Consider the following 22843-nt stretch of genomic DNA (forward strand, 5'->3'; position numbering starts at 1 on the left):
GCCATCTCAACTGGCCAAATGCTCAATGATCATATTTTCATCCAACTGATCTAACGTCCCTTGCGCCACATTTCTCCCTCCTGCCATCAAGCAAAATCTATCTGCAACATGTTGAATAAACGGTAATCGATGTTCGACCAGCAATACCGTCATGCCAAGGCTACGGCTAAGTTGGTGCAGGATATTGCCGATGTCCTCACTCAGTGGCGGCAACGTACCGTTACCTGGCTCATCAAGAATAAGCAATTCAGGTTCGGCGACCAGCGCGCGGGCAATCGCCAACTGTTGTTGCTGGTAACGGGTAAGTTCTCCACCCCGTTGATGACGTTTGTCATACAACAGAGGGAACAACTCAAAAACCCAGCCCGGGATATGGCGTGATTTATGTCCAGCGAGCACGGCTATCAACATATTCTCCTCAACACTCATTTGGGAGAATATCTGTTGCCCTTGCGGAACATAGCCGATACCTAGCGCAGTGCGCCCTTCAACAGGTTGCTGTAACAAATTCTGCGGCGGTTCATGGTTCGGCTGCCAGGTCATGGTGCCACTCATAACGGGCAGATGGCCCATGATGCAATTAATTAATGTGGTTTTCCCTACGCCATTACGCCCAATCAGGCAGGTGCATTGGCCGCGGGGAATCTCCAGATTGATATCCCAAAGAATATGGTTCTGACCATAGTATTGATTTACAGCGGTTAAACTCAGCATCAGTGCTTCTCCTCAGTCGATCTCAGTTGCTCACAGGTATCCCGGTGTTCTGTAACGGCTAGTGAAGGATTAACCAGCAAATCTGCATACTTGGTAGCGGCAGCACTGCATAAAACACCACATTTCTAGCGGGTGGTTGCGAGTGTCTTTTGTTCCTCAAACAAGTAAGCAACTCTTGGGCCAAGTTGCGATGAGTTGAGATAAAATACGTATGTTAACGGGCTGTAAATGGTTTTGGCGCGCAAGGGGAAACTAAAACGGCTAAAACAGCTGGAGGGCCAGTGGTGAGTGGGTTTTTATTGCACTCAAGCAGTGCTATACAGAAAATAATGGTGCAATAAAAATACAGGACTTCTTGCACTGCTGAGTAGCCTCACAGAAAGAACTAAAATTATAGAATTAGCAAATAGATTTGTTAGCACTAATTGAAATATGCGGTGAAATAAAAATGTAAAAAAAACACTAAAAAAGTCAGTTTGTCACTATAACTTCGCGAAGCTTCGCTTTTCGCCAACACGCGGCCCTTATGGGGTTGAATGAGTTATCCACCATTCCTGTGGATAACCTTGTGCATTAGCCATAGAAAACTGATGGCAGACGAGAGCGGACGCGGCTTCCGCTCCTGTTGTCCGGATTCTCGACTTTTTGATAAAAATTTTAATTTTCAATGAGTTAATTAAAATCAAGCATTCAGAAAATATAGCTGGCACACATGGGTAATCTTTAATCAATTAACTATCAATAATGTGTCGATGTTCATAGCTGGGGATAAAAATACTTTTAGGGGGCAAATGCTATCCACATATCACTGTAATAATGCGTGCAATATTGCATTGAGAGAAATTTCAGCATTTTGGTGCTTGAAGCTGGTTTTATATCCAGTATCATAGCAGTGGCAAAAATCTATGGGGCTTTCATAATTAGCCTCCTGACAGTTTGTATTTCTCCGGTGGGTAGCAAATTCATGAGTAAATCATTCAAACTACATTCTGAGTTTAAGCCAGCAGGTGATCAGCCTGAGGCCATCCGGAAACTGGAGGAGGGGCTGGAAAATGGTCTGGCTCATCAGACGCTGTTGGGGGTAACCGGCTCGGGCAAAACCTTTACGGTGGCCAATGTTATTGCTGACCTGAATCGGCCCACCATGGTGTTAGCCCCCAACAAAACCCTGGCGGCACAGCTTTATGGTGAGATGAAAGAGTTCTTTCCCGAGAATGCGGTAGAATATTTCGTCTCCTATTATGACTATTATCAACCTGAAGCTTATGTACCGAGTTCAGACACCTTTATCGAGAAAGACGCCTCGGTAAACGAGCATATCGAACAAATGCGGCTATCAGCCACCAAGGCACTGCTGGAGCGGCGCGACGTGGTGGTGGTTGCCTCGGTTTCTGCCATTTATGGTCTGGGTGACCCTGATTTATATCTGAAAATGATGCTGCATTTGACCAAGGGTATGATAATCGACCAACGCTCCATTTTACGGCGTTTGTCAGAATTGCAATACAGTCGCAACGACCAGGTGTTTCAGCGCGGCACTTTCCGGGTACGTGGCGAGGTTATCGACATCTTCCCAGCGGAGTCTGATGAATGGGCACTGCGGGTAGAGTTGTTTGATGAGGAAGTGGAGCGGCTATCGATATTTGATCCGCTGACCGGTCAGCTACAACATGAGGTTCCACGTTTTACTGTTTACCCTAAAACGCACTACGTTACCCCGAGGGAGCGTATTTTACAGGCGATGGAAGACATCAAGGTTGAGCTGGCAGAGCGGCGTAAGGTGCTGCTAGCCAACAACAAATTGATTGAAGAACAGCGTATTACCCAGCGAACCCAGTTTGACCTCGAAATGATGAATGAACTGGGTTATTGCTCTGGTATTGAAAACTATTCCCGCTATCTTTCGGGCCGTGGGCCGGGAGAGCCGCCGCCAACACTATTTGATTATCTACCATCAGATGGTTTGCTGATTGTAGATGAATCCCACGTCACCATCCCGCAAATCGGTGGCATGTACAAAGGTGACCGCTCACGTAAAGAAACATTGGTGGAATATGGCTTCCGGCTACCCTCGGCGCTGGATAACCGCCCAATGCGTTTTGAAGAGTTTGAAGCGTTGGCACCACAAACTATCTATGTTTCCGCCACTCCCGGTAAATATGAGCTGGAAAAATCCGGTGGCGATGTTATCGACCAAGTGGTGCGCCCAACCGGCTTACTGGATCCATTGATTGAGGTACGGCCTGTAGCAACGCAGGTGGATGACTTGCTATCAGAGATCCGCATTCGCGCTGCAATTAATGAGCGGGTGCTGGTCACTACGCTGACCAAACGCATGGCAGAGGATTTAACCGAGTATCTGGAAGAGCATGGCGCGCGGGTGCGTTACCTGCATTCGGATATTGATACCGTGGAGCGGGTTGAGATTATCCGTGATTTGCGTTTGGGTGAGTTTGATGTGCTGGTGGGGATCAACTTACTGCGAGAAGGGCTGGATATGCCGGAGGTTTCTCTCGTTGCCATCCTTGATGCTGATAAAGAAGGTTTCCTGCGTTCTGAGCGCTCATTGATCCAGACCATTGGTCGCGCAGCACGTAACCTTAATGGTAAAGCCATTCTTTATGGTGACAGAATTACGGCTTCAATGGAAAAAGCCATTGGTGAAACTGAGCGGCGTCGAGCCAAACAGCAAGCTTACAATGAAGAGCGCGGCATTATCCCACAGGGGCTAAACAAGAAGATCGGCGATATTCTGCAATTGGGTCAACCTTCTACCCGTGGCAAAGGGAAAAGCCGGGGTGGCAAAGTGGCTGATACCAACAACTACCAATCTCTGGCACCAAAAGCGCTTGATCAGAAAATCCGTGAATTGGAAGCGAAGATGTACACCCACGCGCAAAATCTTGAGTTTGAGCAGGCGGCAGAATTACGCGATCAGGTGCATCAGTTACGCCAGCAGTTCATCGCTATATCTTAATATCTTGCGGCATAGCTCGATTCCTCGTAAGGTGTGCCGCTAAATTTAGGGTAATAAAAGGGCAAATGATGAGTGACCATGTATCAAAAGATCCGTTACACGGAATTACCCTTGAACAACTGTTGACCAAATTGGTTGAGCATTATGGTTGGGAAGAGTTGGCATATCGCATCCGGATCAACTGTTTCACCAGCTCACCAAGTATCAAATCTAGCCTGAAGTTTTTGCGACGTACACCGTGGGCACGAACTAAAGTGGAAGAGCTTTATATCCACATGAATGCGACCGCTGCTTTGGAAGAAAAATCGCGTAAGTAACCTGGTTCGCCCACTTACACCGAGCCTGCGCCACCTAATTGTTGCAAGGTGGCTTCCAGTGCCTGGCGCAGTAACTCTCGGTCATGACGATAGGGAATATCTTTGGCTTCCAAGGGCTGTTGGACAATGATTCTGTCCGTAACGCCGCTGATATCAATGTGCGGGCTTACAATTGCTGCATCGATAATTTTTCGACCAATTTTACTTTCCATTATTTCCAGCTTTTCGTGTAATGACAGCTCAGCGGCCGCCACACTGAGTTCACGCCCCAGATTGCCAATATAAATCATGCTGGCAGAGCTGCGCCGCAGGGCTTGAGTGAGGTCATCGAGTAGTAACAGCGGCATCAGGCTGGTTAAGAAACTACCCGGCCCGATTAAAATGACATCCGCCTGGCCAATAGCTTCAACCGCTTCTTTGGTTGCGTGGACATGGGGGGACAGCAGCAAATCTTTCGGCATATGCGCAAGTTGGTCAATATTCACTTCGCCGTAAACCGGGTGCCCCTCATGATCGATAGCCAGCAAATCGACGGGGTGTTCTGACATAGGAATCAACCAGGCATCGACTTTCAGCAAACTACGCACCAGGTTAATAGCTTCAATGGGACGAATGCTGAGATGGTCCAGTGCCTTAAGCATTAAATTACCCAGATTATGGCCTGCCAGTTCGCCATTACCGGTAAATCGGTATTCGAACATTGCAGAAGCTACACTAGGTTCTGTTATCAATTGATTCAGACAGTTACGTGTGTCACCCCAGGCAATCCCCCCCTCTGAACGACGTATGCGACCAGTCGAACCACCATTATCGGTAGTAGTAACAATACCAGTCAGGCGTGAACCTAAAGGGGAAAGGGCTGACATCACTCGCCCCAGCCCATGGCCTCCACCTAAAGCAACCACCCGATCGAGGTCCGCTAATGTGCGATTTCGCATATTTTTCCTGTCTAAATATTGTAATAAGCATAGCTAATGGTGAAATTGCTGCATAAGTTAACGGATTTGCCGCCAAAACGCGATATAAGCCAAGATTTTCGTGATTTTAAACAAAGTATTATCCCCACAATAAAATAAGCTCAATAATATAAATTTTGTTATATAAGTCGTTGTATATAAATATATATAGCGAAAAACAGCAATTGGCTATCTTGTAGTTTTAGCGTTAGAATCTGTAGGAAAAGTGAGGGGTTTAGCGATTAGCGGCTATACCCAAAATGACTTTTTTAACCATGGTTCAGTTAGCTGTGAGCACAGTGACTGAGCACAAACTCCTAGCCTTAGTGTCTACGTTGTTGCGTTTATGGACAATATGATGCTCTGGCCGTGGCTTCAAGCCACCAGGGTGCGAGGTAGAAATGCCTGCATCTCCCGTATTTGGAAAGGTGTTATGGTACAACTTACAGACGCATTTGCGCGCAAGTTCTATTACTTGCGCCTATCGATTACCGATGTGTGTAATTTTCGCTGCACATATTGCCTGCCCGATGGCTACCGCCCGGACGGAGTAAAAAGTTTTCTCAGCCTTGACGAAATAAGCCGCGTCAGCCGGGCATTTGCCCTTTTGGGAACAGAAAAAATCCGTTTGACGGGGGGCGAGCCCTCTATGCGTCGCGATTTTACCGATATCATCGCAACTATTCGTCAAAATCCCGCGATCCGCACCTTGGCGGTGACTACCAATGGTTACCGTTTAGCCCGTGATGCCACCCAGTGGCGTGAGGCGGGGTTGACTGCAATTAATGTTAGTGTTGATAGCCTCGACCCACGGCAGTTTCATGCCATCACCGGGCAAGATAAATTTCATCAAGTGATGCAAGGCATTGATGCCGCTTTTGATGCGGGTTTTGAGAAAGTCAAAATCAATGCCGTGCTGATGCGGGATGTTAATGACAAGAATCTCGGTGCTTTCCTTAACTGGATAAAATCTCGCCCGATTCAACTGCGATTTATCGAACTGATGGAGACCGGTGAGGGCGGCAATTTGTTCCGCAAACACCATGTTTCCGGTAGCGTCATCCGCCAGCAATTACTCCAGCAAGGTTGGCAACAGCAAGAGCGTGCGCGCAGCGATGGCCCAGCTCAGGTATTTCATCACCCGGACTATCTGGGCGAAGTCGGGCTTATCATGCCGTATGAGAAAGACTTCTGTGCCAGTTGTAACCGCCTACGTGTTTCAGCGCTGGGAAACCTGCACTTATGCTTATTTGGCGAGCAGGGCATCACGCTGCGTGATTTGTTAGCCAGTGATGACCAGCAAGATGAGTTAATGGCGCGGATTCAAAGCGCATTGCAAACCAAAAAGCAAACTCATTTCTTGCATCAAGGCAACAGCGGTATCACACAGAATTTATCGTTTATTGGTGGCTGATCGGCTGCAATATCAAGAACTAAGGTTATCTATGACCCAACTGACTCACATCAATGCCGCTGGGGAAGCCCATATGGTGGATGTTTCCGCCAAAGCTGACACTGTACGTGAAGCGCGAGCGGAAGCTTTTGTTGAAATGCATGCTACGACATTAGCGATGATTATTGAGGGTAGCCATCATAAAGGTGATGTGTTTGCCACAGCACGAATTGCTGGCATTCAAGCGGCCAAAAAAACCTGGGAATTAATTCCTCTGTGTCACCCGCTGCTGCTTACCAAAGTGGAAGTCCAACTGGAAGCGCAACCGGAACACAATAGAGTTCGCATCGAATCCTGCTGCCGCTTGACCGGTAAAACCGGGGTGGAAATGGAAGCCCTCACCGCGGCGTCTGTTGCAGCCCTGACTATTTACGACATGTGTAAAGCCGTACAAAAAGACATGATAATTGGCCCGATTCGTCTGTTGGCAAAAAGTGGCGGAAAATCCGGTGATTTTAAGGTGAACCCATGATTCAGATTCTGTTTTTTGCTCAGGTTCGTGAGCTGGTGGGAACTGATCGCTTGCAACTGGCAGCGGAATTTCCAACGGTTGAAGCTTTGCGCCAATCCCTATGTCAGCGGGGCGAGCGCTGGCAGTTAGCACTTGAAGAAGGTAAATTGCTCACGGCGGTGAATCAATCGCTGGTCAACATGCAGCATCCTTTGGTTGCGGGGGATGAAGTGGCTTTCTTCCCACCAGTGACGGGAGGTTGATGATGGACAACACGCGTATTCGTGTCGGGCCGGAGTCATTTAATGTCGGCGAGGAGTACATCTGGTTGTCACAGTGCGATGAAGATGGCGCGGTGGTAACCTTCACCGGCAAAGTCCGAAATCATAATTTGGGGACTAATGTCAGTGCGTTGACGCTTGAGCATTATCCAGGGATGACAGAAAAAGCGCTGGAAGAAATTATTACTCAAGCGCGCAGCCGCTGGCCCTTGCAGCGCGTATCAGTTATTCATCGGGTGGGGCCGCTGTTTCCCGGCGATGAAATTGTTTTTGTCGGTGTGACCAGTGCTCATCGCAGTATGGCGTTTGAGTCGGCTGAGTTTATTATGGATTATCTGAAAACACGGGCACCATTCTGGAAACGCGAAGCGACCACTGACGGCGAACGTTGGGTCGAATCACGAGACAGTGATCATGCCGCTGCCAGGCGTTGGTAAACTGTACGTAAACCCGTGTAAAGATTGGCCCTAAACATCTATTTTTACCCCCTTGTTTGCCCTGTTTCTGTGGTACCCTTAAAGAGTCGGTGGGCTGTCAGTTGATAGCCTGTATCATTATTTATATGCATAAGGTAACTACCATGGATCGCTATCCACGCTCTAATGGTTCAATTGTCGAACGTGCCAACTCTGGCATTCAGGCATATATGGCGCAGGTATACGGCTGGATGACCTGTGGTCTGTTATTAACAGCAGTAGTCGCTTGGTATGCAGCGAACACGCCTGCGGTAATGAATTTTATCTTCTCCAGCCAGATCACCTTTTTCGGGCTGATTATTGTTCAGTTAGGTCTGGTATTTGTTATTTCTGGCATGGTTAATCGCTTAAGCGGTTCAATGGCAACCAGCCTGTTTATGTTGTATTCGGCGCTGACGGGCCTGACACTATCTAGTATTCTTATCATGTACACTGGCGCTTCTATTGCCAGCACATTTATTATTTGTGCCGGGATGTTTGGTGCGATGAGTGTGTATGGCTATACCACCAAACGTGATTTGAGTGGTATGGGTAGCATGCTGTTTATGGGCTTGATCGGTATCGTGTTAGCTTCTATCGTTAATATCTGGCTGAAAAGCCCAGCATTGATGTGGGCTGTCACTTATATCGGCGTGTTGGTATTTGTTGGCCTGACTGCTTACGATACTCAGAAACTGAAAAATATGGGTGCACAGTTGGATTCTAATGATAGAGATAATTTCCGTAAATATTCTATCGTCGGTGCATTGACTCTGTATCTTGATTTCATCAACTTGTTCCTGATGTTACTGCGGATTTTCGGCAACCGCCGCTAAGCGGGTTGATTAAGGGCTGCTACGCGGCAGATTTGCCCGGCGTATACTGCTCAAAATTTGAAAGGATACCAGATGGGTGTCCTCAGACTGCTGACAAACCCTAAGGACTCGATCTTGCAAGGTGAAGGCAGGTAGAAGAGTAAAGCGTCCGCGCTAGGGACGGCGTGGCTCGAGCCCCCAGGGAGGGGTTTACGGCGTCTTTACGATCTGCCTGTTTTCACCGTTACGGGCACTTTGTCATTAACCTCAAGGACACCAGATTGGTGTCCTTTTTGCTTTTTGGTGAGTGGATATAGAGTACTAACGATTAAATCCGTTACGCAATTTTCCGTCTAAACATTCCATATGCCACACTACCGGTGGTGGCGGTTATCACCAATAGCGGCCACAAGCTGTGCCAGATAATATCGAAACTGGCATCTTTGAGATAAATCTGTTTGGTGATATCAGTAAAGTGGCGGATAGGATTGATCCACGTGATGTTTTGCAGCCAAATGGGCATGTTCTCCACTGGGGATACATAACCAGAAAGTAGTATTGCCGGCATCATAAAGACAAATACGCCGATAAATGCTTGTTGCTGAGTGGAACATAGCGATGAAATCAATAAGCCAAAACCGACTAGCGACAGGCCGTAGAGCAACATAGTGCCGTAGAACAGTGCCAGTGACCCAGCAAAAGGAATCTGGTAGAAAAATATCCCGATAAACAACACGATAGTAGCCTGGAATGTGGCTACTATCAGCGCTGGAACCGCTTTACCGATAAAAATCTGCCAGGTTGTCAGCGGCGAAACCAAAAGTTGCTCCAGTGTCCCTTGCTCTCGCTCCCGTGCTACGGATAGCGACGTCACAATCAGTACGCCGATAGTTGTAATCATCGCAATCAATGAAGGCACTACAAACCATTTGTAATCCAAATTCGGGTTATACCAGTTTCTAATCACCAACTCGCTGTTATTGGGCTTAACTTGCCCCTTAGTCAATTCTAATTGGTACTCTTGCACGATTTGCTGAATGTAATTTGCCGCTATCTGAGCACTGTTGGAATTGCGCCCATCCAGTACGAGTTGTAGCTGAGTCATTTTGCCATTTGCCAAATCCGCACTGAACTGCTCAGGAAAACGAATCAACAGCAGCGCTTTCTGATTATCAATGACGGGCTGAATCTCTTGTGGACTGTGCAGCAGCAAGACGTGAGAAAAGGCTTCGGCTTTAGCAAAGCGCTGGGTGAGTTCGACCGAGGCCTTACCGCTATCCTCACTGTAAATGGCGATAGTGGCATTGGTTACTTCTAATGTGGCGGCGAATGGGAATAAGATCACTTGCAATATCACTGGCATGATTAATATCGCACGGGTTTGCGGTTCACGCAGTAGCGACTGTAACTCTTTAATAATCAATGTGTAGAGGCGATGAAACATTGCCAACTCCCTTCTGCTAATCGAGTCGACGACTTAATCTAATCGACGATGAGTTTTCCATGCCGTCAGGCCAATAAAGACCACGGCTGATGCGATCAGGAACAATAGGTTAATCACCAAAACGGTACCGATATTCCCCGCCAAAAATAGAGTTTGCAGGCTACTGACAAAATAGCGGGCAGGAATGATATAGGTCACGGCGCGGACAACGGCTGGCATACTGTCGATTTGGAAAATAAATCCAGACAGCATAACTGCGGGCAGGAATGCGGCGTTCAATGCCACCATAGCAGCATTGAACTGGTTGCGGGTGATAGTCGAAATCAATAACCCCATGCCCAGTGTGCTGGCTAAGAACAAGCTGGTCATGACAAACAATATCCACAATGAGCCACGATAAGGTACACCGAGGATAAACACCGCGACCACCATACATAGCGTCATAGCGACCATGCCGAGCACGTAATAGGGGATAAGTTTCGACAACAACAATTCACTGCGCGTGACTTGAGTCGACAGTAACGCCTCCATTGTGCCGCGTTCCCATTCGCGGGCGATTACCAGCGACGTCAGGATCGCGCCAATCACTGTCATGATAATAGTGATGGCACCTGGAATAATAAAATGTCGGCTGATGGCAGCAGGGTTAAACCAATAACGCACCTGAATCTCTATTAACGGATCATTCTTTTGCCCCAGATTTTGCGCCTGCTGCTGTTGCCATATTTGCCATACACCTTGAGCATAGCCTTGCACAAAGTTGGCAGTATTTGGCTCACTCCCATCAGTAATCACCTGAATTGGGGCTTTACTCTCAGGTCGTGCAAGTTGCTCGGCAAAGTCATTTGGAATCACAATAAGCCCACGAATTTTACCGGCCTGCATCGCCTGAATCAGTGCCTGACGGTTATCACTGATTTGTGGCGAGATATAAGGCGAACTGGCGAAGGCGTTAGCCAAATCTTGTGCGGGTTGGCTCTGTTGCTCCATCAAAATGCCAATATGCAGCTTGCTCGAATCCAGATTGATGCCGTAGCCAAATATAAACAGCAACAATAGGGGGATGACAAAAGCAATCAGCCCGCTGCTTGGGTCACGTAGAATTTGCCGGGTTTCTTTATTGCACAGCGCCCGTAAGCGACGCCAGGAGAATCCGGTGTCTTGATAAGTTTCACTCTCATTTACCGGCGATTTATTTACATGGAAATCATGTGGCTCGGTCATGGTTGTTGTTCCTTATCGTTCTGCTGGTCATAGCGCAAGACCAACCCGATGAATGCCTCTTCCATTGATGGATTCGGATTTTCATCAGTAGCAACTTGCTGCTTTAACTCATCCGGTGTACCTGCGGCGATGATTTTGCCGCGATAAACCAGGCCGATGCGATCACAATACTCCGCTTCATCCATAAAATGAGTGGTGACCATGACCGTCACACCTTTGTCTACCATCCCATTGATATGCAGCCAAAATTCACGGCGAGTGAGGGGGTCAACACCTGAAGTTGGTTCGTCCAGAAACAGGATGTCGGGTTCATGCATCAGGGCGCATGCCAGCGCCAGGCGCTGTTTGAACCCAAGCGGCAGTGAATCGGGTGTTTGTTTGAGAATCGGCGTGAAATTAAACGCTGACGTCATATCAGCAATTTTATCGCGCTGGATTTTACCCTGTAGGCCATAAACACCTGAGAAAAACTTCAGGTTTTGCTCCACAGTTAGGTTGCCATACAGTGAAAATTTCTGCGCCATATAACCCAAATGTTGGCGTGCTTTACCTGAGCTGGTTTTCAGATCCATACCCAGCACCAAGGCCTTGCCACTGCTGGGAATCAGCAAACCACACATCATCTTAAATGTGGTCGATTTACCCGCGCCATTCGGCCCGAGTAAGCCAAATATCTCGCCGCGTTTTACCTGAAAATTCACATGGTCGGTGGCGGCGAAATCACCAAATTTCTTGGTTAACTCTTGGGCTTCAATCACTGTTTCGTCATGGCTGCCTTCGACTTTGGGCATGATTTTTGCCAAAGCAGACTCACTGGCCGGGCCACCGCCCAGCAAGTCAATAAAGGCATCCTCAAAGCGCGGTTCGGCCTCCATGATTTCGCCATTAGGTTGATTTAACAGAGATAATACCTGGCCGTGATCCACTTCTGGTTTGAGGATCAATCGCACATATTTTCCCTGAATAACCCCATCACTGACCTGCGGTAACGTCAAGGCGTGCTGTAATAATTTGCGGTTAGTTCCAGTTTGGGCGGCGACCAAAATAGTTCGGCCACGCATACGCTGTGTAAGTTCCTGCGGCGCACCGCTATAAAGCAACTTCCCTTCATTGAGCAGCAAAACTTCGCGGCATTGCTCGGCTTCATCCAGATAGGAGGTACTCCACAGGATAAGCATGCCGTCACTCGCCAACTCATGAACCATGCGCCATAACTCGCGGCGTGAGATGGGGTCGACACCGACACCTGGCTCATCCAGCAACAAAACTTTCGGTTGGCCGACCAAGGTACAAGCCAGCCCCAGTTTTTGCTTCATACCGCCAGAAAGTTTGCCCGCCAGCCGTTCAGTAAAGCGGGTCAAATCGGTAAAAGTCAGCAGGCGCTCAAATGTCTGGCGGCGCTGTTCACCGGTCACACCGCGTAAATCGGCATACAGTGTCAGGTTCTCCATCACCGTCAAATCTTCATACAAACCAAATTTTTGCGGCATATAGCCGAGGATTGAGTGCAACTGGCGATCATTTTCCACCGGGTCGAGACCCACAACTGTCAGCTTGCCATGACTGGGTTTGAGCAACCCTGCCAACATTCGTAACAGTGTGGTCTTACCGGCACCATCAGGCCCGACCAAACCGGTGACTGCCCCGCTGCGAATTTCAGTGGTCAGGCTGGCAACGGCAGGACTCTCCAGTCCGGGGAAGGATTTTTCGACACCTTCCAAAGTAATAAGATGCTGGATGCCATTCATAGCTCATACCACCTTAAGGTTGTACAAAGCGGACAGTGACCGGCATACCCTGGCGCAGCGATTCATCGGCATCGGTGATGATAATACGTAAGCGATAAACCAGGTCGGTGCGTAAATCCGGCGTTTCCACACTCTTAGGGGTAAATTCGGCGGTCGGCGAAACAAAACCGATTTTGCCGTGATAAGGCTTATCTGGGCGGCCATCGGTAAAGACTTCGACCTCAGTCCCTGGGATCGCTTGACCCAAATGGCGCTCGCTGACATAGGCCCGCACCCAAACCGGATCAGTCAGAGAGAGCGTAAAGACGGTATTGCTGGCAGATAGAATGGTGCCTGGCTCAACTGCGCGTGTCAGTACCGTTCCGCCAGAGGGAGAGAGTAGGGTAGTATCTTGCAAGTTGAGCTGGGCTTGAGCCAATTCAGCTTCACTTTGCGCCAGATTTGCTTCGGCTTGCGCAATTTCTTGCGGGCGGTTACCGCTTAAGTATTGAGCCAGCTTATCTTTCGATGCTTGCAGATTAGCTTGAGCCTGATTACGCGCGGTACGGGCATTTTCCAATTCATTGGCTGAAGTGGCTTTATTGGCCCACAACCCTTGTTGGCGTTTGAGGAAGCTGTCAGCGTAACTGAATGCAGCCTCGCGCTGGGAAACCTCAGACCTGACCTGGGCAATTTCTTCCTCCCGATAGCCCGCTTTGAGTAACGCTAACTGAGCCTGTGCACTTTGTACATTTGCCTGCGCTTGTTTGAGGGCGTTGACATAAGGGCCGTCATCCAGCTTTCCTAACACTTCACCCGGCTGAATTTTATCGCCTTCATCGACCGCGAGAGAGGCTAGCCGGCCACTGACTCTAAAGCCCAAATTCACGGTACGAATATCGACATTGCCGTATAACGTCAATGTGGCGTCTTGTTGTTGGCGATAATAACTCCATCCGTAACCTATTGCCGCCAACAGAGCGACAATAACGACGACCACTATAATCTTCTTGCGATTCATAATGCTCCCTATCTGTTACCGATTTTTATACCCTTCGCCCTTGAAGCCGCAGGGTTGTTAGCTACGTTCGTTATTCGGCCCGTCCATGGGCCTCGCCTCTGCAAGGCCGCTGCAAGCAGCCTACCTGCAACTCCAATTTCTTTGGGTATAGCTACAATTTTTATAACGACCGACTTAAGACGTTCATTATGCCGATTTAGCCCGCAGCCCATAAAGCAACAGGTCAATATGTTCGATAAGTACTTGATTAATCATCTCACTTTCCGGCTCGCCGATTTCGAGCCAGCCGGCTTGTCGACGGATAGTCTCCCGCGCCATACGGAAAGCCAGCACCTCACCAATCAATGCATGAGTATGAAGAATAGTTTTTGTAGCACTTGCATCTGCACCAATGAATGCCGCCAGCAATAAATTCATTTTTTGATGTAAGGGCGAAATAGCCTGAGCATGAATCAATGGGTATGCATCTGTGGGGGAAAGTTGTTCTCGCGCCATGATTTTGCTGATATTCAGCGTTTCTGGCTGTGTCATTAAATGGCTGAATTCTAATAAGCCGTGGCGGATATAATGCAACTGCTGTTCCGGGCTTTGCTCCTGGCTCGGTAGCCGCAGAAACTGGTCAATTTCCAATGCCAGTGGCGCGAAAGCCTGTTGGATAAAATCTGCAATTTGCTGCGCCACCGCCAGATACAAACCTTCTTTAGAATTGAAGTAGTAGGTAATCGCGGCAATATTCTGGCCAGCCCGCTGAGCAATCTCTCGGGTGGTAGCCCCTTTCAAACCCTGTTCGCCGAACAACTCGGTCGCCGCTTGTATCAGTTGCTGACGAGCTTGTTCACCACGAGAGGTGACCGGTATTGCTGGTGTCAGATTTTGAGGTGTGGAATGGGACATAGGCGCTAGTCTCAGTGCAATTCCCCTACTGGGGTAGGTGTGGATAAAATTCGCGCTAATAATAGTAATAGCTAAATAATAAATCAATCATATGATTAACTTTAGGCTGCTACTGAGAATATGTAAAGTTATGGCCGGAATTCGCCCTGTTTTTGTGATCGCAAGTGGGTTAATCGCTAGAAATAAATCAATTTTCTTGATGTTTGAGTTAATAAAAATCTTAAGGAACGTGTAAATATCCCTTTTCCTGCTAAACATCTGTTATAATCAGCCGCAATGGTGCACTGCAGTTTGTGCCAATCCTCGTGGTAATGCCTCAATTCATGCCTCGTCTGATAATCTTCCCTTGAAACTGCACCTGACGATATCGCCGGGATTGGGAAGATCTGGAGCTTCTCGTAATATGTCATTTGATTCTCTCGGTTTAAACGCCGACATCCTGCGTGCTGTTGAAGAGCAGGGCTACCTTGTGCCGACGCCAATTCAACGTCAGGCAATCCCTGTGGTACTGGAAGGCCGTGATTTAATGGCCAGCGCACAAACCGGTACCGGTAAAACCGCTGGTTTCACCTTGCCATTGTTGCAACTGCTGAGTCAGGACCAACAGCCCATTAAAGGCCGTCGCCCGGTGCGCGCGTTGATTTTGACGCCGACTCGCGAACTGGCTGCGCAGATTGACGAAAACGTCCAGAGTTACAGCAAATACCTGAAGCTGCGTTCGCTGGTGGTATTTGGTGGCGTTAGCATTAACCCACAGATGATGAAATTGCGTGGTGGTGTTGATATTTTGGTCGCCACCCCGGGCCGTTTACTGGATCTGGAACATCAGAACGCTGTTGATTTGTCCAAGATTGAGATTTTGGTGCTGGACGAAGCCGACCGCATGCTGGATATGGGCTTTATCCACGATATCCGCCGTGTTTTGGCAAAACTGCCAGCCAAGCGTCAGAACTTGCTGTTCTCCGCCACCTTCTCTGATGAGATTAAAGGTTTGGCTAGCAAGCTGTTGCATAACCCCGCTTCTGTTGAAGTGGCGCGTCGCAACACAGCTTCTGAACAAATTGCACAAAGCGTTCATTTTGTGGACAAAAACCGCAAGCGCGAGCTGTTGTCTCAGATGATTGGCGAAGGTAACTGGCAGCAAGTATTGGTGTTCAATCGCACCAAACATGGCGCTAACCATTTGGCTGAACAATTGAATAAAGACGGCATTACTGCCGCCGCTATTCACGGTAACAAGAGTCAGGGCGCGCGTACTCGTGCATTGGCTGATTTTAAAGATGGCAAAATCCGTGTACTGGTCGCGACTGATATCGCCGCTCGCGGTTTGGATATTGATCAGTTACCTCATGTGGTTAACTATGAACTGCCAAACGTACCGGAAGATTACGTGCACCGCATTGGCCGGACTGGCCGCGCGGAACGTACTGGTGAAGCGATTTCTTTAGTTTGTGTTGATGAACATAAACTGTTGCGTGATATCGAGCGCTTACTGAAACGTGAAATCCCACGCATTGCGCTGGATGGCTATGAGCCGGACCCAAGCATTAAAGCTGATCCGATTCAAAATGGCCGTCAAGGTCGCGGAGCACAACGTCCTGGTATGGGGCGTGGTAGCAGTGCCAGCCGCCCACAAAATGGTGGCGCAGCAGCAGGCCGTGGCGATAGCCGCACCAGCCGCCCACGTAGCCAGGCTGATGGTCAACGCCGCCCGGCAGGCCCGTCTTCACGTGGCCGTAGCCGCAAACCAGGTGAATAAGTTAAACCGTATTCGTTGATAAAACCGCTTCTTTGGAGGTAATGCCAGTCAGTTAAGGATCGGTTGACCGATCCAGTGGTTGTGTAAGAATCCGGAAATGTTCTTCATTTCCGGATTTTTTTATGCACATCGGACAGGCTCTTGATCTCGTTTCCCGCTACGACTCACTGCGTAACCCACTGACCACACTGGGAGATTACCTCGACCCCCAGCTCATCTCCCGTTGCCTTGCCGAATCCGGCACGGTGACTCTGCGCAAGCGCCGCCTGCCGCTGGAAATGATGGTCTGGTGCATTGTCGGGATGGCGCTCGAGCGTAAAGAACCTCTTCATCAAATCGTTAACCGGCTGGATATCATGCTGCCGGGCGGCCGCCCCTTCGTGGCCCCCAGCGCCGTTATCCAGGCACGGCAAAGGCTGGGAAGCGAGGCTGTTCGCCGGGTATTCTCACAAACGGCGCAACTGTGGCATGGCTCCGTCACCCATCCTCACTGGTGCGGTCTGACGTTGCTGGCCGTGGATGGCGTGGTCTGGCGAACAGACAATGCAACTGAGCAGGCTGACGCTGCGGAGTAAAAAGCCGGAGCTTGTTGAGCAGGAGCTATGGGGAGTACTGCTGGGCTATAATCTGGTGCGTTATCAGATGATTAAGATGGCGAGAGCGCTGAAAGGATATTGGCCGAATCAGCTGAGCTTCTCAGAATCGTGCGGAATGGTGATGCGGATGCTGATGACGCTGCAGGGAGCTTCACCAGGTCGTATCCCGGAACTGATGCGGGATATGGAGATCATGGCGCAGATGGTGAAGTTACCGATAAGAAGAGAAAGAGCTTTCCCGAGGGTGGTGAAGGAAAGGCCGTATAAATATGGAAAAGCCAGGAACAAAAATGCCAGTCAGTTGCTTAACTGACTGGCATTACTCCTTTCGGGGCGGTTTTTTTTCATCTGAATCCATGTCATTACAGGGTTATTCCTTGTCTTAACCCCGGCTTGCCTCGTATCATTGCCGGTCTTTTTTACCGTTATACTGTGGTTGAAATAAGGAAGTAGGATAAATGATATGCGGGTAATACTGGCACCAATGGAAGGGGTATTGGACTCACTGGTGCGCGAGCTTCTTAGCGAAGTCAATGATTACGACCTTTGTATCACCGAGTTCTTACGGGTGGTCGATCAGTTATTGCCTACAAAATCATTCTACCGCCTCTGCCCTGAACTTCATCAACAAAGCCGAACCTCGTCTGGCACTCAGGTGCGTATCCAATTGTTAGGCCAATATCCGCAGTGGTTAGCGGAAAATGCCGCTCGAGCAGTTGAACTGGGATCTTACGGTGTGGATCTAAACTGCGGCTGCCCTTCTAAATTGGTTAACGGCAGTGGCGGTGGGGCCACATTATTAAAAGATCCTGAGCTGATTTATCGAGGCGCGAAAGCGATGCGTGAAGCTGTACCGGCCCATCAGCCCGTAACGGTAAAGATTCGTTTAGGTTGGGATTCGGGTGATCGCCAGTTTGAAATTGCTGATGCGGTGCAACAAGCGGGTGCAACGGAATTAGCGGTACATGGCCGCACCAAAGAAGATGGCTACCAGGCAGAACGCATTAACTGGCAGGCAATAGGTGAAATTCGCCAACGCCTGACTATACCGGTGATTGCCAATGGCGAAATTTGGGATTATCAGAGTGCGCAAGAGTGCATGAAAGTAACGGGTTGTGATGCTGTGATGTTAGGCCGTGGCGCATTGAATGTGCCGAATTTGAGCCGTGTAGTGAAGTATAACGAACCGCGTATGCCGTGGCCGGAAGTGGTCAAACTGCTGCAAAAGTATGTGCAATTAGAGAAGCAGGGCGATACGGGGTTGTATCATGTTGCCCGCATCAAGCAGTGGCTGGGATATCTGCGTAAAGAATATACTGAAGCCACGGATTTATTCAGTGAAATCCGCGCATTAAAAACCTCAAAAGATATTGCATTAGCTATTACTCGTATTCGAGTATAAGTATGACTAAATACCGTTACCCATAAACCAGCTAAATATATTGGCAACGGCATGTTTTCCCTGCGAATTTATTGTTTTTTGTCCTGCATCTGTTTAAGGACTTTGCCGAAGCTGATAGTTTTCTGACCCACTTTTTTCATCCCTTCTTCCGGGAGATAACTGAATTTTACGTAAAGTAGCTTACCATCAGCCTTTTCCTGATGTTTTAGCTTTTTAATAACGTCATACATTTCTTTTATATCTACAGGAATACCTGCGATATCAGTTACTACCGAGCCAGGTAGAAATATTGATATTTGCTCGACCGATTTACTCAATAAATCATGTAGTGGAAATAAGCCAGTAAATCGCTGCCGCGGTACATAATCGGTAATACCCATATAAATATCAGGCAGTTCTTTAATATGATTTTCAATGCCACGAGTTTGGTTTTTAATCAGAAATTCTGAAACTTCAATAGGGGTGCCAATTAACACTAATGGCTTGGTAGAATTACCCTTTTCTGCAAAGAGATACTCATTATTGCTATCCTTAACAGCCTTCTGTAGTTCACCGCGGTCAACAATCAGGCTGTAATATCTTCCCTCTTTTACAATAGGGACTGGCTCGCGCCATAGGGTAATTTCATTGGCGGATACAACACTCATTCCTACAGTAGAACATATAAATAATATAGATGTATTAACTAAGGTTTTCATCAATAAGATCCTTCTTATTATGACCATTTTATGCAAATGATTAGTTATGAAATAATAATTACATCCCGCCTTTATCCGTTCACTTTTTCTTTCGACCGATAAACTTCGCAATGCCCAATAGGAATACTGCACCAACAAAAATCAGCAATGCATCCACCCAAAATGTCAGAGATGCCAGATTTTCATCATGAATGTCAGCTAAACCAGCCGCGATTAAAAACACACCGAAAAGAATACCAAAAATTGTCGTTCCCATATAAACACCTGTTAATTAGGTTTATCTTAATATTTCTGTTGGCATTATAGACTAATATTGAAGTTGGCTGTATTTACTTACGTAAATGTTTACCGCTGAACAGCAATTAGGCAGTTTTAATCTTTGTAACAATCATTTTAAGAATGTGTGGTGCGCGGTGCATTGCTGTAATTTATAATGCGCCAGATCAACCACAATGGCTCCAGATAACCTATTTAAGCTGATGAACATGCATGTGAAAATCCGTTTTGCACTATTAAGTTTCTTGCTTTTATCTACCAGTATCAGTGTTGTTCCTACCGCGATAGCGAGTGGTGGAGCCAGTGAAGTTAAAGGTAAAGCCCCTCTTGAGCTGGCCTCGGGGAGCGCTATGGTGGTTGATTTACAAACGAATAAAGTGATTTATGCTAACAATGCAGATGAGGTCGTGCCGATCGCATCCATCACCAAATTGATGACAGCAATGGTGGTATTAGATGCTAAATTACCGCTTGATGAGATTATTTCAGTCGATATCCATCAAACCAAAGAAATGAAAGGCGTATTTTCACGGGTTAGAGTGAACAGTGAAATTAGCCGCAAAGATATGTTGTTGCTGGCGCTGATGTCGTCGGAAAATCGTGCCGCAGCAAGTCTGGCTCATCATTATCCCGGCGGTTATAACGCCTTTATTAAGGCGATGAATGCAAAAGCTAAATCACTAGGAATGACCAAAACGCGCTATGTCGAACCCACTGGTCTCTCGATTAATAATGTCTCGACAGCGCGTGACCTTACTAAATTATTGATAGCGACCAAGCAATATCCACTCATAGGCCAGCTAAGCACTACGACCGAGAAAATGGCAACATTCCGAGAGCCAAATTACACGTTGCCGTTCCGAAACACTAACCATTTAGTTTATAACGATAAATGGAATATCCAGCTAACTAAAACCGGCTTTACTAATCAAGCAGGGCACTGTTTGGCAATGCGTACCGTTATTGGTAACCGCCCTGTTGCACTGGTTGTTTTGGATGCTTTTGGTAAATATACCCATTTTGCAGATGCAAACCGCCTGCGCAGTTGGATGGAAACGGGCAAGGCCTCACCCATCCCCGGTGCTGCAAAAAGCTATCGCCAGCAAAAAGATGCTCAAGGCCGATTAGCTCAGGTATCCGAATAAATACAGCAATTGATAATTGAAAGGCAGAGTTTGCGAGTGACTGGCAAATTCTGCCTATAATATTTAATAAATGGCGCTCATATTACTGATAAAAATTAGAAAATTAGTTTAAATACGCCAGTAATGGTCAGTAAGCCTACAATAAAAATGATCGCAATAATCCACAGTATTATTTTCATTTGTTCTCCCAGCCATCAAGATGAAAAATAACGTCTACTAGTCATACCAACCTTAGTTGGTAGTAGACTATGACTATAGTTTATCTGGCAGAATCCATACGCTATGTTGCTGCAATTCGGATAATGCTTAATTTTTCTGATTCAAACCATACTCATTATCGGTAGCGTTATTTTGTCTGCCAATATTTAAGTTTCGACGTTTTGCCAATTCCAGGGTTAAAGCTGTTGGTCGGGTCTATCTGCTGATAAAAAGCCTTTAAAGCTGGTTTGGCGATATAGAGGTGCCCGACATTATGTTCAGCTGGATATTCCGCCCCTTTATCATTCAGAAGAGACAACATTTTTTGTTTTAAGGCGTGCGTATCGACTCCTTTCTTCACAATATAATCTTGATGAAAAACATGGCACAAAAAGTGGCCATAATAGAGTTTGGCAACCAGACATTGGTCTATTTCAGGTGGTAGAGTTTCAAACCACTGCTCTTCATTACGTGGTAGAGCGATATCCAGTGCTAGAATGTCTTCAACTTTATCGGCATGAACTGCGTGATAGCGAACGGCTGCCCCAGCCGCAGCAAAACGATGTAAAAAAGCTTTTTTACCCTCATCGACAGTACAGGTAATAAAATTGCCTTCCGCAGTAGCAAAAAATTTCTTTAAAAATTGCTGGGCTTCAGTAATTCCTTGACCTGACATTTTCAACATCAAGTGATGCTCATATCTGTTACGATAACTCTTAAGCCGCTTTGGCAAATGGTTGGGCAGTACCTGGCTAAAACCTTGCATGATCCGGTCAGTTAAGTGATCAACCAGAAACGGAACTTTACTCAGGCGCGCGTCAATTTTGCCTTTTAAGGTGAAAAAACGCGGCATATTATTGGTGCCCATACTGTTGATCATGACAAATGTATCTTTGCCATACACCTCTGCAATATCAAAAATATCACGATGCATGTATTCACCAGCAATAGGCAAATGTTTGAAGTCGCGTAAAATAGCACGTCGCAGTTCTGTTAATACTTGAGTTTGGTTGGTGCCGATATAAAAAACTTGCTGCTGTTTTTCACTGGGGAATGTATCCAGGCGAACAGCAAACACAGCCAATTTACCCGCGCATCCAGACGCTTCAAATAGGCGTCTCGGGTCAGCATTAAAACGGGATGGGGTGGGGGCATCAATATCTCTCACTCGCGTAGCATATTCATGATCAGATGCTTGCTGTGTCCCTTGATCAATATCGCTGGCCCGATATTTACCCCGTTCTAAACGTTGTAAAATCTCCTCTGGTGTATTGCCTAAATTAATTCCTAGATGATTAATTAATTGCAACTCACCTTGTGCATCGATCTGCGCAAATAGTGCCATTTCGGTGTAGGCAGGGCCTCTTTGAACTAAAGATCCGCCCGAGTTATTACAAATACCACCAATAACAGAAGCACCAATGCAGGAAGAACCAATGACTGAATGAGGTTCACGGTCATAAGGTTTTAAGCGTTTTTCCAGTTGATTCAAAGTACTACCGGGAAAGCCAATAACCTGCTTACCATCATTGAGTAACTGAATTTGATTGAGGCGTAATGTATTCAATATGACAATAGGGCGGTCGTAATTATCACCACTAGGAGTTGAACCCTCGGTCAGTCCAGTATTCGCTGCTTGCATGATAACGATAGTGTCGGCTGCTACGCAGGCCTGCAATAACTGCCATTGTTGCCACAATGTAGAAGGAAATACGACAGCGAGGGCAGAACCTGATCCTGATCGAAAACCGGTACGATAACGTTCAGTCTGTCGTTCGCCAGTCAATAAATAGCGCGCGCCAACAATATGCTGTAACTGAGTTAATAAGGTTTGAGTTTTTTTATCATTAGATTGTTTCATACAAGCATATCCCTATCATTGTATTAATTTTGTGAGACTTTCCACGTCATATAGCGATTATATTGTTATTTGTGCAGCTCGTGGCTTAGCATGGCTAATGTGGGCGTTAATTTGATGATTATCACAATAATAATTTTTAACCCTCAGACTATGAAGTATAGGATCTAATTTGATTATGA

At 47.2% G+C, this 22843-nt stretch carries 21 protein-coding genes, 1 pseudogene and 1 riboswitch; of the genes and pseudogenes, 11 read left to right on the forward strand and 11 right to left on the reverse strand.

Translation table 11 applies throughout. The features are described from left to right. Positions 1 to 6: 6 nt before the first annotated feature. The gene (locus FGL26_RS01005) at positions 7 to 714 is read right to left on the reverse strand and encodes a branched-chain amino acid ABC transporter ATP-binding protein (protein ID WP_005158946.1); all 708 of its coding nucleotides are present in this window, start codon (positions 712 to 714) and stop codon (positions 7 to 9) included. A 964-nt stretch (positions 715 to 1678) separates the two neighbouring features. On the opposite strand from FGL26_RS01005, the gene uvrB reads away from it, so the two are divergent. Together uvrB and FGL26_RS01015 are read left to right on the forward strand one after the other, a co-directional pair. Further along, the gene (gene uvrB, locus FGL26_RS01010; RefSeq protein ID WP_005168079.1) at positions 1679 to 3691 is read left to right on the forward strand and encodes an excinuclease ABC subunit UvrB; all 2013 of its coding nucleotides are present in this window, start codon (positions 1679 to 1681) and stop codon (positions 3689 to 3691) included. Between the two features lie 68 nt (positions 3692 to 3759). Continuing rightward, complete coding sequence (locus FGL26_RS01015) at positions 3760 to 4008, forward strand: VF530 family protein (protein WP_005168081.1); 249 nt, start codon at positions 3760 to 3762, stop codon at positions 4006 to 4008. Between the two features lie 14 nt (positions 4009 to 4022). Here FGL26_RS01015 and yvcK read toward each other — a convergent pair whose 3' ends face one another. Continuing rightward, positions 4023 to 4946 (reverse strand): uridine diphosphate-N-acetylglucosamine-binding protein YvcK, encoded by a 924-nt coding sequence (yvcK, locus tag FGL26_RS01020; RefSeq protein ID WP_005158941.1) that lies wholly within the window; start codon positions 4944 to 4946, stop codon positions 4023 to 4025. A gap of 320 nt (positions 4947 to 5266) precedes the next feature. Continuing rightward, positions 5267 to 5411: riboswitch (molybdenum cofactor riboswitch) on the forward strand. On the opposite strand from yvcK, the gene moaA reads away from it, so the two are divergent. The 5 genes from moaA (at position 5398) to FGL26_RS01045 (ending at position 8440) form a co-directional block, all read left to right on the forward strand. Continuing rightward, positions 5398 to 6378, forward strand: a complete 981-nt coding sequence (moaA, locus tag FGL26_RS01025; protein ID WP_005168084.1) for a GTP 3',8-cyclase MoaA — start codon at positions 5398 to 5400, stop codon at positions 6376 to 6378. (Overlaps the previous riboswitch by 14 nt.) Before the next feature lie 31 nt (positions 6379 to 6409). Further along, complete coding sequence (gene moaC / locus FGL26_RS01030) at positions 6410 to 6889, forward strand: cyclic pyranopterin monophosphate synthase MoaC (RefSeq protein ID WP_005168086.1); 480 nt, start codon at positions 6410 to 6412, stop codon at positions 6887 to 6889. Continuing rightward, entirely contained in the window at positions 6886 to 7131 is a 246-nt protein-coding gene (moaD, locus tag FGL26_RS01035; protein ID WP_005168089.1) for a molybdopterin synthase sulfur carrier subunit, read from the forward strand. The genes moaC and moaD overlap by 4 nt, the downstream gene beginning before the upstream one ends. Before the next feature lie 2 nt (positions 7132 to 7133). Next, positions 7134 to 7586, forward strand: coding sequence for a molybdopterin synthase catalytic subunit MoaE (gene moaE / locus FGL26_RS01040; RefSeq protein ID WP_005168091.1), 453 nt, complete (start codon positions 7134 to 7136; stop codon positions 7584 to 7586). 143 nt (positions 7587 to 7729) lie between these two features. After that, positions 7730 to 8440, forward strand: a complete 711-nt coding sequence (locus FGL26_RS01045) for a Bax inhibitor-1/YccA family protein (RefSeq protein ID WP_005158923.1) — start codon at positions 7730 to 7732, stop codon at positions 8438 to 8440. Positions 8441 to 8756: 316 nt separating this feature from the next. On the opposite strand, the gene FGL26_RS01055 is transcribed toward FGL26_RS01045, so the two are convergent. The 5 genes from FGL26_RS01055 to FGL26_RS01075 all read right to left on the reverse strand — a co-directional run bounded on the left by FGL26_RS01055 (position 8757) and on the right by FGL26_RS01075 (position 14729). Continuing rightward, on the reverse strand, positions 8757 to 9863 hold the full coding sequence (locus tag FGL26_RS01055; protein WP_005168094.1) for an ABC transporter permease: 1107 nt from the start codon (positions 9861 to 9863) through the stop codon (positions 8757 to 8759). Positions 9864 to 9896: 33 nt separating this feature from the next. Continuing rightward, positions 9897 to 11087: an ABC transporter permease gene (locus FGL26_RS01060; protein WP_005168097.1), complete on the reverse strand. Its 1191-nt coding sequence runs from the start codon at positions 11085 to 11087 to the stop codon at positions 9897 to 9899. Further along, entirely contained in the window at positions 11084 to 12835 is a 1752-nt protein-coding gene (locus tag FGL26_RS01065) for an ATP-binding cassette domain-containing protein (protein WP_005168099.1), read from the reverse strand. Before FGL26_RS01065 ends, FGL26_RS01060 begins: the two co-directional genes overlap by 4 nt. A gap of 13 nt (positions 12836 to 12848) precedes the next feature. Continuing rightward, positions 12849 to 13835, reverse strand: coding sequence for a secretion protein HlyD (hlyD, locus tag FGL26_RS01070; RefSeq protein ID WP_005168101.1), 987 nt, complete (start codon positions 13833 to 13835; stop codon positions 12849 to 12851). Positions 13836 to 14021: 186 nt separating this feature from the next. Then, complete coding sequence (locus tag FGL26_RS01075; RefSeq protein ID WP_005168102.1) at positions 14022 to 14729, reverse strand: transcriptional regulator; 708 nt, start codon at positions 14727 to 14729, stop codon at positions 14022 to 14024. Positions 14730 to 15132: 403 nt separating this feature from the next. On the opposite strand from FGL26_RS01075, the gene rhlE reads away from it, so the two are divergent. From rhlE to dusC, 3 genes and pseudogenes are all read left to right on the forward strand, one after another. Continuing rightward, a complete protein-coding gene (rhlE, locus tag FGL26_RS01080) occupies positions 15133 to 16488 on the forward strand; it encodes an ATP-dependent RNA helicase RhlE (RefSeq protein WP_005168103.1) in 1356 nt (451 codons plus the stop codon). A 122-nt stretch (positions 16489 to 16610) separates the two neighbouring features. Then, positions 16611 to 17397: pseudogene (locus tag FGL26_RS01085) on the forward strand (transposase domain-containing protein). 150 nt (positions 17398 to 17547) lie between these two features. Then, positions 17548 to 18486: a tRNA dihydrouridine(16) synthase DusC gene (gene dusC, locus FGL26_RS01090; protein WP_005168116.1), complete on the forward strand. Its 939-nt coding sequence runs from the start codon at positions 17548 to 17550 to the stop codon at positions 18484 to 18486. Positions 18487 to 18554: 68 nt separating this feature from the next. Here dusC and FGL26_RS01095 read toward each other — a convergent pair whose 3' ends face one another. Both FGL26_RS01095 and FGL26_RS01100 read right to left on the reverse strand, forming a co-directional pair. After that, positions 18555 to 19184: a hypothetical protein gene (locus FGL26_RS01095; protein ID WP_005168118.1), complete on the reverse strand. Its 630-nt coding sequence runs from the start codon at positions 19182 to 19184 to the stop codon at positions 18555 to 18557. A gap of 79 nt (positions 19185 to 19263) precedes the next feature. Continuing rightward, positions 19264 to 19440, reverse strand: coding sequence for a hypothetical protein (locus tag FGL26_RS01100; RefSeq protein WP_004391528.1), 177 nt, complete (start codon positions 19438 to 19440; stop codon positions 19264 to 19266). Positions 19441 to 19669: 229 nt separating this feature from the next. On the opposite strand from FGL26_RS01100, the gene pbpG reads away from it, so the two are divergent. Further along, a complete protein-coding gene (gene pbpG / locus FGL26_RS01105; protein ID WP_005168121.1) occupies positions 19670 to 20605 on the forward strand; it encodes a D-alanyl-D-alanine endopeptidase in 936 nt (311 codons plus the stop codon). A gap of 95 nt (positions 20606 to 20700) precedes the next feature. On the opposite strand, the gene FGL26_RS21990 is transcribed toward pbpG, so the two are convergent. Both FGL26_RS21990 and dld read right to left on the reverse strand, forming a co-directional pair. Continuing rightward, positions 20701 to 20784 carry a small membrane protein YohP gene (locus FGL26_RS21990; RefSeq protein WP_017346848.1) on the reverse strand — a complete coding sequence of 28 codons (84 nt, stop codon included), beginning with the start codon at positions 20782 to 20784 and terminating at the stop codon, positions 20701 to 20703. A gap of 167 nt (positions 20785 to 20951) precedes the next feature. Beyond that, positions 20952 to 22664 carry a D-lactate dehydrogenase gene (gene dld, locus FGL26_RS01110; RefSeq protein WP_005168123.1) on the reverse strand — a complete coding sequence of 571 codons (1713 nt, stop codon included), beginning with the start codon at positions 22662 to 22664 and terminating at the stop codon, positions 20952 to 20954. Between the last annotated feature and the right edge of the window lie 179 nt (positions 22665 to 22843).

Source organism: Yersinia enterocolitica subsp. enterocolitica (assembly GCF_901472495.1).
Classification (GTDB): domain Bacteria; phylum Pseudomonadota; class Gammaproteobacteria; order Enterobacterales; family Enterobacteriaceae; genus Yersinia; species Yersinia enterocolitica.

Coding starts and splice junctions, on each gene's coding strand:
- FGL26_RS01060 (WP_005168097.1), bottom strand. CDS start 11,087: ATGACCGAGCCACATGATTTCCATGTAAATAAATCGCCGGTAAATGAG.
- dusC (WP_005168116.1), top strand. CDS start 17,548: ATGCGGGTAATACTGGCACCAATGGAAGGGGTATTGGACTCACTGGTG.
- FGL26_RS01095 (WP_005168118.1), bottom strand. CDS start 19,184: ATGAAAACCTTAGTTAATACATCTATATTATTTATATGTTCTACTGTA.
- hlyD (WP_005168101.1), bottom strand. CDS start 13,835: ATGAATCGCAAGAAGATTATAGTGGTCGTCGTTATTGTCGCTCTGTTG.
- moaA (WP_005168084.1), top strand. CDS start 5,398: ATGGTACAACTTACAGACGCATTTGCGCGCAAGTTCTATTACTTGCGC.
- uvrB (WP_005168079.1), top strand. CDS start 1,679: ATGAGTAAATCATTCAAACTACATTCTGAGTTTAAGCCAGCAGGTGAT.
- FGL26_RS01100 (WP_004391528.1), bottom strand. CDS start 19,440: ATGGGAACGACAATTTTTGGTATTCTTTTCGGTGTGTTTTTAATCGCG.
- FGL26_RS01065 (WP_005168099.1), bottom strand. CDS start 12,835: ATGAATGGCATCCAGCATCTTATTACTTTGGAAGGTGTCGAAAAATCC.
- moaD (WP_005168089.1), top strand. CDS start 6,886: ATGATTCAGATTCTGTTTTTTGCTCAGGTTCGTGAGCTGGTGGGAACT.
- dld (WP_005168123.1), bottom strand. CDS start 22,664: ATGAAACAATCTAATGATAAAAAAACTCAAACCTTATTAACTCAGTTA.
- pbpG (WP_005168121.1), top strand. CDS start 19,670: ATGCATGTGAAAATCCGTTTTGCACTATTAAGTTTCTTGCTTTTATCT.
- moaC (WP_005168086.1), top strand. CDS start 6,410: ATGACCCAACTGACTCACATCAATGCCGCTGGGGAAGCCCATATGGTG.
- FGL26_RS01045 (WP_005158923.1), top strand. CDS start 7,730: ATGGATCGCTATCCACGCTCTAATGGTTCAATTGTCGAACGTGCCAAC.
- rhlE (WP_005168103.1), top strand. CDS start 15,133: ATGTCATTTGATTCTCTCGGTTTAAACGCCGACATCCTGCGTGCTGTT.
- yvcK (WP_005158941.1), bottom strand. CDS start 4,946: ATGCGAAATCGCACATTAGCGGACCTCGATCGGGTGGTTGCTTTAGGT.
- FGL26_RS01005 (WP_005158946.1), bottom strand. CDS start 714: ATGCTGAGTTTAACCGCTGTAAATCAATACTATGGTCAGAACCATATT.
- FGL26_RS01055 (WP_005168094.1), bottom strand. CDS start 9,863: ATGTTTCATCGCCTCTACACATTGATTATTAAAGAGTTACAGTCGCTA.
- FGL26_RS01015 (WP_005168081.1), top strand. CDS start 3,760: ATGAGTGACCATGTATCAAAAGATCCGTTACACGGAATTACCCTTGAA.
- FGL26_RS21990 (WP_017346848.1), bottom strand. CDS start 20,784: ATGAAAATAATACTGTGGATTATTGCGATCATTTTTATTGTAGGCTTA.
- FGL26_RS01075 (WP_005168102.1), bottom strand. CDS start 14,729: ATGTCCCATTCCACACCTCAAAATCTGACACCAGCAATACCGGTCACC.
- moaE (WP_005168091.1), top strand. CDS start 7,134: ATGGACAACACGCGTATTCGTGTCGGGCCGGAGTCATTTAATGTCGGC.